Origin of the sequence: Sanguibacteroides sp. AM78-02pH3A (assembly GCF_027666085.1) — a bacterium.
Classification (GTDB): domain Bacteria; phylum Bacteroidota; class Bacteroidia; order Bacteroidales; family Marinifilaceae; genus Gabonibacter; species Gabonibacter massiliensis.
The window spans coordinates 126158-140007 of sequence record NZ_JAQEHX010000006.1; the positions used below are offsets into that span (position 1 = coordinate 126158).

6 protein-coding genes are annotated in these 13850 nt (G+C 45.8%); 3 read left to right on the forward strand and 3 right to left on the reverse strand.

The features are described 5' to 3' along the window. Window positions 1-4: 4 nt before the first annotated feature. From PGR74_RS10460 to gdhA, 3 genes are all read left to right on the forward strand, one after another. On the forward strand, window positions 5-3235 hold the full coding sequence (locus PGR74_RS10460) for an ATP-binding protein (protein ID WP_236685013.1): 3231 nt from the start codon (window positions 5-7) through the stop codon (window positions 3233-3235). Between the two features lie 109 nt (window positions 3236-3344). Continuing rightward, complete coding sequence (dprA, locus tag PGR74_RS10465; RefSeq protein WP_041503080.1) at window positions 3345-4457, forward strand: DNA-processing protein DprA; 1113 nt, start codon at window positions 3345-3347, stop codon at window positions 4455-4457. A gap of 193 nt (window positions 4458-4650) precedes the next feature. Then, the gene (gdhA, locus tag PGR74_RS10470; RefSeq protein ID WP_041503081.1) at window positions 4651-5985 is read left to right on the forward strand and encodes an NADP-specific glutamate dehydrogenase; all 1335 of its coding nucleotides are present in this window, start codon (window positions 4651-4653) and stop codon (window positions 5983-5985) included. Window positions 5986-6210: 225 nt separating this feature from the next. On the opposite strand, the gene PGR74_RS10475 is transcribed toward gdhA, so the two are convergent. The 3 genes from PGR74_RS10475 to PGR74_RS10485 all read right to left on the reverse strand — a co-directional run bounded on the left by PGR74_RS10475 (window position 6211) and on the right by PGR74_RS10485 (window position 13670). Beyond that, entirely contained in the window at window positions 6211-9540 is a 3330-nt protein-coding gene (locus PGR74_RS10475; RefSeq protein ID WP_152614114.1) for a golvesin C-terminal-like domain-containing protein, read from the reverse strand. Between the two features lie 19 nt (window positions 9541-9559). Next, on the reverse strand, window positions 9560-10096 hold the full coding sequence (locus tag PGR74_RS10480; protein WP_041503083.1) for a hypothetical protein: 537 nt from the start codon (window positions 10094-10096) through the stop codon (window positions 9560-9562). A gap of 244 nt (window positions 10097-10340) precedes the next feature. Beyond that, window positions 10341-13670, reverse strand: coding sequence for an ABC transporter permease/M1 family aminopeptidase (locus PGR74_RS10485; RefSeq protein ID WP_041505476.1), 3330 nt, complete (start codon window positions 13668-13670; stop codon window positions 10341-10343). Window positions 13671-13850 lie beyond the last annotated feature (180 nt).

A 13850-nucleotide genomic window follows, 5' to 3' on the forward strand; every position in this document is an offset into this window, starting at 1 on the left:
TACTGTGGATCTACAACTATTTGAAGAAAAAAAGACGATAGACCGTATTCTGACAGACCTGAAAATAGGATGGTGGAAAGTAGACCACGAAAAAAAAGGATACGTTCTCTCCGACATCGCGGTAAAAATGTTAAAATTAGATAGTAACATCATCCGCTTCAAAACCTTTACCGAGATGATACGGGAAGATTACCGTGCCCGTATCATGAAAGAAATTGAAAACATCGAGAATCAATACCTCTACGACCAAACCTTTCCGATCCAGACTCCTTCGGGAGAGATATGGTTACGTTCCAAAATAATCCATAAAGAAACGGACGAAAAAGGTAACTCCTCCATTTCCGGATTTATCCAGATCATCCCTAATCCGGAAGTAACTCAACCGGAAAAAGCATCCCTTTTAAGAATAAACAATTTATTATACCAGTTAAATACCATTTCACACACGCTGCTCTCTTTTCTCCAATCCGATACGGCCGATACCGTTATCAACAAGATTCTTGAAAATATCCTGGAACAATTCAAAGGCGGAAGGGCTTACATCATTGAGTATAACTGGGAAAAAAAGACACAAACTTGTACTTATGAAGTCACAGACTCCAACGTGAATAAAGAACAGTCACGAATCAACGATATGCCCATGGAGGAATCTCCATGGTGGACGCGACAAATTACCCGACAAAAACATATCATACTTTCCGATTTAAATGAGCTCCCGGAAGAGGCTTATATCGAAAAAGAATTTTTAGCCCTTCAGGAAATCAAATCCATCATTGTCGCCCCCTTAATCTCTCATGAGGGAGTATGGGGTTACGTGGGTATCGACGTCGTGGAAGAACATCACGAATGGAGTAACGAAGATTGTCAGTGGTTCACCTCTCTCGCCAACATTATCAATATATGTATCGGATTGCAAAGATCGGAGCATGAAGCTCAAATCGATCGAACTTACTTGCAAAACCTTTACAAACACATGCCATTGGGTTACACGAGGTTAAAACTCTTGTACGATTCCAATCGCCAACCGATAGATTATCTATTCGTAGACGCTAATTATGCCGCGGGAGAAATCAATGGTTATAACGTCGAAAAATACATCGGACATAAAGCCAGCGAATTGAGAGTAAACCTGAAAGAAGAACTCGTCTACCTCCAGGATATCCTACATACCAAGAAACACGCCGATGTAAATTATTATATAGAACCTCTCAAAAAACATTGCCACGCCATTATCTATTCGACGGTAGAAGATGAAGTCATCTGCCTCATCTCCGACATAACGGAATCATACAACACGCACGAGGCTCTGGATCGAAGCGAAAAAATTCTCCGAAACATATACGATAACCTGCCGGCAGGAATCGAACTGTATGACAAAACCGGAAAATTGGTTGATATGAATATAAAAGATCTGGAAATATTCGGCCTCAAACGGAAAGAAGATGCTTTGGGTGTCAGTATTTTTGAAAATCCCAACATTCCGGCGGAAATCATAGAAAAAATTAGAAAAGAAGAACCCGTCTCTTTCCGGCTCAACTATTCCTTCAAATCTATCGAACATTATTACTCCTCGACAAAAAAAGGAAATATCGAGATATACACGACGGTAAGTGCGTTATACGATAAACAAGGCAATCTTATACATTATCTGTTTATTAACATCGATAATACGGAAATCAGCAACGCTTACAGTAAAATAGCGGAATTCGAAAGTTCTTTTTCCGCCATCAGCAAATTCGGTAAAATCGGCTATTGCAAATTCGACTTATTCACGAAAAACGGATACGGAGTTGCCCAATGGTATCGAAATTTAGGAGAACACGAAACAACTCCATTGCCACAGATCATCGGCGTTTACAATCATGTCCATGAAGAAGACAAAGCTTATATTTTGGACTCCATACGAAAAGTAAAAGCACACGAGACCGATAATTTTAGCCGGGATTTACGAGTTCATACGGAAGAGGGCTGGAAATGGACAAGAATCAATGTGATGCGCAATACCATGAACAACGATACCGGCAAACTCGAAATGCTGTGTGTGAATTACGATATCACCGAATTAAAAGAAACGGAGAAAAAACTTATCGAAGCGAAAAACAGGGCTGAAATAAGCGATCGGCTGAAATCCGCTTTTTTAGCTAATATGAGTCATGAAATACGAACTCCTTTAAACGCTATCGTAGGCTTCTCAAATCTTTTGACGGAAACGGATGACCGGGACGAACGGGCTGCCTATTTCGATATTGTACAGGAAAACAACGAATTGTTATTGCAATTGATCTCCGATATTTTGGACTTGTCAAAAATAGAAGCCGGAACATTGGATATTACAAACAGCGATGTCAACGTAAACCAGTTATGTGAAGAAATCATCCGCTCTTTCAGCTTGAAAGCAGAAGAAAACAATATCGAAATTCTTTTCGAGCAACATTTACCCGCGTGTCATATCAATAGCGACAAAAATCGCCTGACACAAATCATCACGAATTTCATCAATAATGCTCTGAAATTCACGTCTAAAGGCAGCATCACCCTCGGTTACTACCAAAGCGGACCGGAAGAGATTAAATTTTATGTCAAAGATACCGGAACAGGTATTCCCAAAGACAAAATAAACAACGTATTCGAACGCTTTATCAAATTAAACTCTTTCGCTCAGGGAACAGGATTAGGCCTTTCCATTTGCAAAAGCCTCGCAGAACAAATGGGAGGAGAAATCGGAGTGGAATCACAGGAAGGGAAAGGTTCCTGTTTCTGGTTTACACACCCGTTCCACCCCGATGTACAACTTAAATTATCTTTTGAAACCACAGAAATAAAAGCAATCGAACCTGCACATCTTTTTCCAAATCCTTCCCAACCGACCATATTAGTAGCCGAAGACACGGATAGCAATTTTTTACTTGTTTCAGCCATCTTAAAAAAAGATTACCGTTTATTCCGCGCCGTCGATGGAGTAGAAGCCGTTAAACTGGCCGCAGAGATTCATCCCGATCTCATCCTCATGGACATCAAAATGCCTCACATGGACGGAATTGAAGCTACAAAAGAGATCAGGAAAACAGATAAAAACGTTCCTATCGTCGCCGTGACGGCTTTCGCTTTCGATAGTGATCGACAACGAGTTCTGGATGCGGGCTGTAACGACTATATGTCCAAACCCATAACCGGGCCGGAGTTGCATCAAAAGTTGCGTGAAATGATCCGCCTTCGTTTCAAAAAGACCCCCTAAAACCGATACTCATGAAAACTATTGATTTTCTTCTATTAAATACTTAATTTTGTTAAGTATGTCAAATTCACCCGTACACGACATCTTTGGTATCTAAACTCAATTTATTATGGATGCGACAAATTCATTGTTATGTCAAGTAGCCATCACAATGACCTCGAAGTTAAACAATAAACTCGCTTTCCCCCTGTTCGAAAGATGCGGAGGCGTAGAAGGATTTTTCCATGAAAGCAAAAACGCCCTGCAAATACTTATGGAAGAATTTCATTGGAAAAACATTGAAATAAAACAGAAAGAATGGTTGGATCTGGCTAAAAAAGAATTAGATATCATGCAAAAAGAAGAGATAGCGTGTTGTTTCATCGAAGACATGGAATATCCCCCTCTGTTAAAACATTGCGAAGACGCCCCTTTAGTCCTTTTTTACAAAGGTCGACTGACAATATCCGGAGATAAAACCATCGCTATCGTGGGAACCCGTAAAGCATCCGAACGCTGCAAAAACCGGATAGATTTCATCATAGAACAAATTGCCGGAATGGGATATCGCCCCCTCGTTGTTAGCGGACTTGCTTACGGAATCGATATAACCGCACATAAAGCCTGTCTGCGGCATAACCTCATTACCCGGGCCGTTTTGGGACACGGTTTACACATGGTCTATCCCGCCCGCCACAAAGAGATCGCCGACAGAATTATTTCTCAGGGAGGAGCACTCATTAGTGAATTTCCCACCTGTGCCCCCATATTACCTATCAATTTTTTACAACGGAATCGAATTATTGCCGGGATGAGCGAAGCCGTTCTGGTTGCGGAATCCGCCATTAAAGGAGGAGCTATGGCTACCGCCAGGCAAGCGCTCTCTTACAACCGAGAGGTAATGGCCCTGCCCGGGAGACCGGAAGATCTTCTCTCTTCCGGTTGCAATTTGCTGATCAAAGAAAATATCGCGGCTCTCGTCGAGCACGTCGATGATATTCTTAAAATTATTCACTGGGAAAATCGACCTTCGTTATCCCGACAAATGTCTCTTCCGTTTTTAGGAGAAACCGACATGGAAAAGACCATCAAACGACATCTGGCAGGAGAAGGCCCGCAGGATATCGACCAACTTCACGTATCGACCGGCATACCGATCCCTACCCTCTCCTCCCTGCTCCTGAAATTGGAGTTAGAGGGAATTATCTCCCGATTACCCGGAAAAAATTATATGCTCCTATAAATGATTTTCTTACAGATTCATAGTATTCGGACGAATGACATATTAATATTTAATTATTATAACGTTTGCACCTGATAAAAAATAATAGAAAAAACTTTTGGAATCATAAACAAAAACATACCTTTGATGCGAATTTATAAAATTCGAATATACAAAGATGTTTTTTTAAAGTTTTGCTTAAACAATATTCAAAATGAGAACAGAAATTAAAGAATTCATGGACGCCTTAAAGGCTAAAACTGTGGGTGAAACCGAATTTCATCAGGCAGTACAAGAAGTGATCGAAACTGTTTGGGATACCTATCAGGCAAACCCCAAATACAAAGCCAATAAGATCCTTGAGAAAATGGTAGAACCTGAAAGAGTAATCATGTTCAGAGTACCTTGGATTGACGACAAAGGTGAAGTACAAATCAACCGTGGCTACAGAGTACAATTCAACAGTGCTATTGGACCCTACAAAGGAGGTTTGCGTTTCCACCCGTCAGTAACCCTCGGCGGTTTGAAATTCTTAGGATTCGAACAAACTTTCAAAAACTCTTTGACTACTCTTCCTATGGGTGGAGGTAAAGGAGGTTCGGACTTCAACCCGAAAGGTAAATCTGACAACGAAATCATGCGTTTCTGCCAAAGCTTCATGACTGAACTTTGCAAACACATCGGAGCTGACACCGACGTTCCCGCTGGTGATATCGGTGTAGGTGGTCGTGAAATCGGTTTCTTGTTCGGACAATACAAGAGAATTCGCAACGAATTCGTCGGTGTTTTAACCGGAAAGAATCGTGAATTCGGTGGATCAAGAGTACGTCCGGAAGCTACCGGTTACGGTACCGTATATTTCGCTCAACACATGTTGGCAGAAAAAGGCGAGAAAATTGCCGGTAAAACGGTTGCTATCTCCGGTTTCGGTAACGTTGCTTGGGGTGCCGCTCAAAAATTAGTTCAATTAGGAGCTAAATTGGTTACCATTTCTGGTCCTGACGGATATATCTACGACGAGAAAGGTCTTACTCAGGAAGGTGTAGACTACATGTTGGAACTTCGTGCAAGCAACAACGACGTAGTTGCTCCGTATGCTGAAAAATTCGGTGCTAAATTCTTCCCGAAACGTAAACCGTGGGAAGTAAAATGCGACATCGCATTCCCTTGCGCTATCCAAAACGAATTGAACGAAGAAGATGCTAAACAATTGGTAGCTAATGGTTGCCAAATGGTAGTTGAAACTTCTAACATGGGTTGTACTGCAGAAGCTGTTAACTACTTGAACGAGCATATCACGTTCGCTCCGGGTAAAGCAGCTAACGCCGGTGGTGTTGCCGTTTCCGGTCTTGAAATGAGCCAGAACTCTATGAGATATAGCTGGACTGCTGAAGAAGTAGACGCTAAATTGTCTCAGATCATGAAAGACATCCACGATACTTGCGTTAAATTCGGTAAAGAAGGTAACAAGATCAACTACGTTAAAGGTGCCAACATCGGTGGCTTTATTAAAGTTGCTGAAGCTATGTGCGCTCAAGGACACGTATAATCAACTGTCTTTATATAAAAAAAAACCGCTTCTTCCCGAAGCGGTTTTTTTATTCCTCCACTCCTTGCCGTCTTTCAATCATACATCCGACAATCACCCACATTCATTGTAAATTGTAGATTGGATACTGTTTTTTTGTAATTTACAATCTAAAATCTATAATCGTCAATCACTCCAATCATCTAATCTCCGAATTATTCAATCACAAAATCATTATATCTTTAATCATTCTATTTTTATCCACTTTACCGCATCCGCCACAATAGCCACATCCTTCCTTCTCTGAACCTCCTTATCGGAAAGCACCACTTTCGCTTCCCCCGCCGGAAAATCGTACTCCCCGAGAGAGGCCCAGCCGGAAGGATTTCCCCAGAGAAAAGCATCAAGATTGACCTCTACCTTTTCCGGCTTATCCCCGTGAAAAACCGTGTAGTAATAAACTACACCTCCCGGTCTGCCAGGCCCGGGGACAAGAGATTGTCTGTACACTTTCCCCATCACCCGGTAACGTCCCGCTTCCGGCAGGTTGACTCGCCATGTAGCCGTCGATTTCCCTCGCCCTCCGCTAATACAATGACATCCTTGAATCGAATCCCCTTCCGCTTCTATCGTGACCACCGGAACCCAACGAGAAGTCTCTCCTTCGTAAAAATCCCGGACTTCGGGAGCCTTTTGAAACCACTTTTGAAGCCAGGTAAGATTGCCGTCTACCAACTCGAAACCGGGATCCTGATCATCCACGATAAACTCCCCCTCGTTCCGGTCGGCCAAAAACTCCTCCGCGGGAATGGGCCGCCACTCTCTACCGGGCTCCCAAACCGAATCGTTCCTTACGGTCACCCCTTTAAAAAGGAAAATATTCGGCCGATTAGCAGACAAGCCCGTGTTCATATTATTGATCGTTACTCTATCCACAGGAGATCTCCCCTTCGGCGAATCTTGCAGGACAAAGGTAAAAGCCTTAGCCTCACCGGGACGTATATAACAACTGAAACGTTCCACGGATATCATACTCCCGTACTCGATAGAAACCACACCACCCGTCTTACCCATGTTCATGATTTTGCCTTCCGCCTTAAACATCCTCGTCTTCGGATTATAATACATTATTCCCCCCTTCATTCGGAAAAATTGCTCGTGTCGGGTCGTGATCCAGTCCGAAACCATACTATCCATATCCACTCCCCAACGGGCGGTCCATACATCTGCCAACGAATCGTAATCGATCTCCCCTTTACGATAACGGTACAAACTATCCAAACAATCTTTCAACGGGCGTTGGGGAATATTTAACGTTAACCGGATCCATAAATCTTGTACCTTCGTGTAGAATAAACTGTTTTTAAAACGATCGTCCAATTTTTGATCGGATAAAACATCCCGTAACGAGTGACCGCACAGGTAATCGTATTTCGATTTATTCCGACTGAACATAAACCCGTAAACACTTTGGTCCATGTTAAACGAATTCACGCTGTTTTGCAATTGCTCGAATACATGCCCTAAAAAAGGATTTTCCAAAGAATGTATCCAGACCTTCCGGTCTCCTCCTAAGGAACCTATACTCCAATCGACAGGTCTATTTTCATAATATTCTCCTTTCCGCCCCATACCCCAAAGCGGGTGGCTACTCCTCTCTCGAACCGTGCCGTTAAACAATCGACCGTGTAAAGCGTCGGTCACCGCGAAAAATTCGTTCCCGTTTTTGATTTTTCCGGCAGTCATCACCCCCGCCATATCCAGGTCGAATCCCCGTTCCCGAATAAAAGTCATTCCCGGCTCCACGAGTCCCGCCGACGTTTTTCCCACGTGGGAGGCTAAACGAAACGAAACGGGGACCTCCGACACGTGCAGGTAAGGAGAGCCTGCCTCGTACCAGCTCATCGTCCGGAAGTTTCTATAATTACACCAGTACATGACAGGGGGATTCTTCCACAAAGAGGCGAAAGCCTGCCGGCTAACCCCCGAAAAAATAGGCGCCAACTCTTTCACGAGACTGAAAGAGTGAATTTCAAAACCGAACGTTTCATCCACCGCCAAACGATAGTCCCTCGGGTTAGCCCCGTACAACGAGATACCGTTCAACGGGTTCCGGCAGGTAAAACGAACACCGTTTTTCAGGCGCTCGGGAACGCCCTGCGAGAGAATCGTTTTTTGCGAGGGATTTTCCACGACCAGCGTGAAAAGGGTGAAATCCCGGCCCGTCGCTAACGGCATAAAGGGATTCACCGGGGGAATGGCCACCGGGTACCACGTGCACGCGGGGGTTAACAGGAGAAAATTCTTCCCGGTGAAAGCCCCCCGACGACCCGTCGGGAAAAAACGATCCCCGTGAAACGTGTCCTCGTACGCTTTGTCCGGCAAATGCAGGTCGCAATAACGATCGTCGACCCGACCCTCGTATTTCAACCGCAAGGACAAGGTATCTCCCGGCCCCAAAGCCCGGTCGATCAAGACGAATTGTTGATCCCGCCGGTACGGCAAATCCCCGCCGCCAGATTGAACCGAAACCACCCGCAATCCCGGGTTCAGGAAAAGCACGATTTGGCGTAAAGACTCTTTTTCCGGGTTATAAACCAGTAGATCGCTCTCTGCCTTCAAAACACGCCCCGACTGACGCAACCGGATAACGTGCCTCTTTACCCGGCAGGTCGCCTCCTCCCAGTTCCGCTCGAAGCTCGACCGGTAAGCCGAGCGTACCGAACGAGCCCGGTAGTAGGAAGACTCCAGCAAAACGCCACATGTCAAGCCCACAAGCAAAAGAGCGATCCCGCCCAGCACGTGAATTCTTCCGGTTCCCCGGCGATTCGGCAAGCGTTTCATCCTCCCCGCGCTCCACGCTAACAATCCCATACCTATCAACGCGTAAGCCGAACGATGCAAAAGGTAACGGGGAAGATTGATATGTCCCGTGATTTCCGAGAAAAGATTCGGCAACCCGCTTCCCGTGTAATCGAGTGTCCCGTGCTGGTGATAAGGCAACCAGAACAAGCAGCCCGCCAACCAGGTTGCGGAAAGAACGATCGCCGGGAAACGACCTCCCGAAATACTGCTGACCCATAAAGAAAAACCAGCCACAAATAACCACGAGGGAAGATTTAACGTCAACAGGTAAAAAAGATAACACGACCAGCTTACCGGGGCCAAGCTCGTCAGGTTAACGATAAAAACCGAAACCACTATCACCGTGACATTCACCAACCCGAAAAGCAACAAGTTACCCGCGATCGTCCCCCAGTAGAAAGTCGCGTTATCGGCCGGGCGAGCCCGCGGACTATCGAGAGCCCCCGGACGGCCCAGCCGCCGGGGAATATCCGCCATCATCACCGCTAAAAACAACGACTGCATCACGCTATACAGGTAAGCGTTTACCAGCGGCATCGAGCACGACAACGCCATCATCTTCCAGTTGTCGGCTCCCTGTCCCTGCCAATACATGTGGCAAGCCACTATTCCGACCAACGACAAAAAAGCGAAAAACCGAAAAACCCAACTCCGCCCCTGTTGCTTTACCTCGTATACCGCTACCAAAAACAGTTCATGCAACTCCATCATCTTTCGTTTTAAATTTTACTTAGGCCAATACAAGCATTTTAGATCTCCAAATCAAACTTTTTGTTCGGGTACAAATCAATTGAGCGAAAGGATTACTTACCTTGTTCATTTTTAAATGATCTGTTTGCCCCGTAATAACCGCCATAGGAGGACCAGAGACGGTAAGGGTAACACATAATCTATATTCAAAATATGGATTTGCATGCTCATCTATAACATAACACCCGAACCAGTAATCTCCTTCATCTTCCACACATACTCCGGCTTTTACAAATGCAGATACTTGTCCCAAATTTCTATATCTTGGAATCGCACCAGGTAGAACAAAACAAAGAATAACATCAGGTACTCCACTAAAAATTCCTAAAAAACTAACATGAAAAGTTCCTCCAGGACTACATGTTTGAGTACGATAAATTATTCCACTCCTTGCTGTATTTGTCAACATCATTTCAAACTCAGGTGATACAACATTTGAATTTTGCGCCATTCCTGTTAAAACTCCTCCCGCAAGAAGAATCAACATTACCAATACGAATTGAATTGTCTTTTTCATGATCTCAAAATTTAAAGCTTTGAAAAATAATTAGCTTCGGGAATAATTTCCTTTCAATTATCCCCATGATCCCCGGGCATTTACTACCCGCCATTATCCTCCTTTAGCTATTTCCAGATCACATTATAATCACTCCAATCACCCAATCTCTGAATCTTTTAATCTAAAATCGTCAATCCTTTTAATCACCCAATCATTATATCTCCTAATCACAGAATCTTTTAATCTACAATTTACAATTATTTCATTCCACTTTTATCCATTTCACCGCATCCGCCGCGATGGCCACCTCTTTCCGCCGACGCACCTCCTTGTCCGAGAGGGTTACGCTCACCTCTCCTGCCGGAAGATCGTATTCCCCTATAAGTACCCAGCCCGAAGACCCGGATAACTCTGCATCCAAACTGACCTCCGCTTTCTCCTCCCGCTCCCCGAAAGAGAGCGTGTAATAGTAGATGATTCCGGAATCGTCGAAAGGTGTTTCCGGCATCGGCAAGTCGGTAGCCATAACTATTTTCTGCGGTCTGAGGTGGATACGGTATACTTTTCCCATAACCCGGTAACGTCCCGGCTCCGGAATATTCGCTCGCCATGTCGCGGTAGATTTACCGGACCCGCCGCAGATATAATGATATCCCCGGATGGCATCGCCGCAAGCAGAGGCATCTATCACGCGTTGCCAAACTTTGGCATCTCCTTGCATTTGAAGCCGAGTCCCGACAACCCGGGGAGGTTCCTTCCGCCCTTTTTGGAACCACGAGAGATTGCCGTTCTTTACCTCGAACCCCGCGTCCTGATCATCGACGATAAACTCGTTCGGGTTTTCATTTTTCATGAATTCGGACACCGGTATCGAACGCCACTCATCCATCAACTCCCAGGGTTTTTCCAACGTTCCCGGATCTCTATGCTCGAAGAAAAAAGCCGCCGGAATGTTGGCCGACAATCCCGTGTTTATACATGAAGCTGATTGCTCCGTTACCAACGTGAATGTCTTTGCCTCTCCCGGTTCGATACGACAAACGAAGCGTTGCACCTGACCGAGAAAACCCCCGCATTCAATGGAAACAATTCCGCTACTGTTTCCAACATTCATCACTTTTCCCTCGATTTTGTAACGCCGAGAACCACGATCAAAATAAATCGCGGCATCTTTCACCCTAAAATATTGTTCGTGCCTCGTGGTAATCCAATCCGCTATGACATCCGCCACATTTGTCCCCCAACGCGTATCCCATACCTGCATCAAAGAATCGTAATCCACCTCGCCTTTCCGGTAACGGTATAAACTATCCAGACTTTGTTTCAGCTCCTGTCCCGGAATACCGGACAAAACCAGACGAGTCCATAAATCGTTGAGCTTATTCCATAACATAACCTCCCCGTTGTTCGTCCATATATCTTTTAAAGAATATCCGATAAAAGGAATATTCTCCTCTTGATTCCCTATCATGGCGTTCGCGGCACCTCTCGCCACGCTAAAATCCGTTGTCGCCAACGCGTTAAATATTCTCCCCATAAAAGGATATTCGGAAGAGTGTACCCAAACCCGTTGCACGTCATCCAAGGAAGAAGCATCATTATCGTTTTTTTCGAAATTCCAGGAGAAAGTTACATCTCTTTTTCCCAATCCAAGCAGGGGGTGACTATTCTGTTTTCTCCGCATAGAATAGAAAAACTCGGGCTGAAGCACTGTAAGAACCTTGAAGAGCTGCTCTTCATTTTCAATCGCCCCGATCGACATCGCCCCGGCAAGCCTCATATCGAATCCCCGTTCCCGCCAAAAGACCATTCCCGGCTCCACCAACCCGGCTTCCGGCTTTCCGGCGTGAGAATCCGAACGGAACAACACCGGAACCTCCAATAAATACAGGTAAGGATTTTCCGGCTCATACCAATCTCCCGAGCGATAATTTCGAATCGAATTCAAATTCGATCCCCGCTCTCCCGTCCGCAAAGAGATTATATCGGCTTGCTTTACTTTTGAGAAACACTTCACAAATCGTTTGTCCCAAGTCACGGAACCGAATTGCAAACTGAAAGTTTCATCCTCCGGAAGCTTGTAATACTTGTAATTGGCCCCGGACAAAGAGATCCCGTTCAAAGCATGATGACATACGAAAACGACGGAATCTCCCCTTTCGAATACCTGTCCCTGAGAAACGACCACCTTTTGCAACGGGCGGTCCACCACCAACCGGAAGCGGGTAAAATCCCGACCCGTGGCCATGGGCATCAAGGGATTCACCGGCGGTATCGCCACCGGGTACCACGCCGAGGCAGGGGTCAATAAAAGAAAATCCCGCTCCGCGAAAGCTCCCCGGCGACCCGTGGCAAAGAATCGATCGTTATAAAAAGGATTCTCGTAGGCCGTGTCCCTCAAGTGCAGATCGCAAAAACGCTCGTCGATTTTTCCCCCGTAAGCCAAAAGTATACGCGTAGAATCGCCCGCCCCCAAGGGACGATCGATCAGGATAAACTGCTGATCCCTCCGGTACGACAGATCCTTCCCGCCCGACTGTAAACCCGTCACCCGTAAACCGGGATTCAGGAAGAGAACGATCCGTTCCAGCGACTCACGCCCCGGGTTATAAACCGTCAGCTCGCTCTTCGCCCTCAACTCCTTACCCTCCTGTCTTAAAGTGATCGCGTTACTCCTCACCCGGCAAGTTCTCTCTTGCCAATTCCGCTTGAAACTATCCCGGTAAACCGCCCGTACCTGCCGATCCCGGTAATAGGAATATTCCAACGCCACGCCGCAAAGCAAACCGGCCATCACCAAAAAAAGACCTAAACAACGATTCAGCCTTAAACCGGCCGCGCCATCCGACAATCGCTCCATCTTTCCCGCACACAACGCCAACAACCCCGCCCCCGCCAAAAGATACGTCAACCGGTGCAACAAATAGGCGCAAGGGTTCGCGTGCCCCGTGATATCCGAGAACAAATTCGGGATCCCGCTCGCCATGTAATCCAGCGTACCGTGAACCTGATAAGGCAGCCAGAAGATCGATCCCGCCAACCAGCACACGGGAATCACCATCGCCAGCACACGGGAACGGAACAAGTAACTCAACCACAACGTCAACCCGCCGATAAACACCCACGAGGGAATCGTCAACGTCAACAAGTAAAAAAGATAATAGTTTAAACTCAACGGGGCTACACTCGCCAGGTTCACCGCCAACACGGAGACCCCGATCACCGCAAGATCCACGAGCAGGAAAAGCACGAGATTACCCAGGATCACACCCCAGTAATACGTCGCGTTTCCCACCGGACGGGCGTAAAGACTTTCCACAGCTCCCTTCCGTGCCAATCGCCGGGGCACATCCGCCATCACCACCACCAAAAACAACGACTGCACCACACCCAACAGGTAAGCATTCACCAACGGCATCGAACAAGGCAAAGCCACCATCTTCCAGTTGCCGCTATGCCCCCACCCCTGCCAATAAGCGTGACACCCGACCACTCCCGCCAAGGCCACCAGCACGAAAAACAAAAACACCCGGCTCCGGCTTTGCTGCTTCAGCTCGTAACCGGCTACCAAAACCAAATCACTCCAACTCATACTATTCTATTTTTAATTTTACACCACACATCTATTGTAAATTGTAGATTGAAGATTGACGATTATTTAGTGATGACGAGATTCTGTGATTAAAGGATTTACCTGTAACGGAATCTCTTCATCGACTATTTACCTTCGTCTATTTATAGCACTTTTACCCCGTCCCTAAGTGCTACCTAA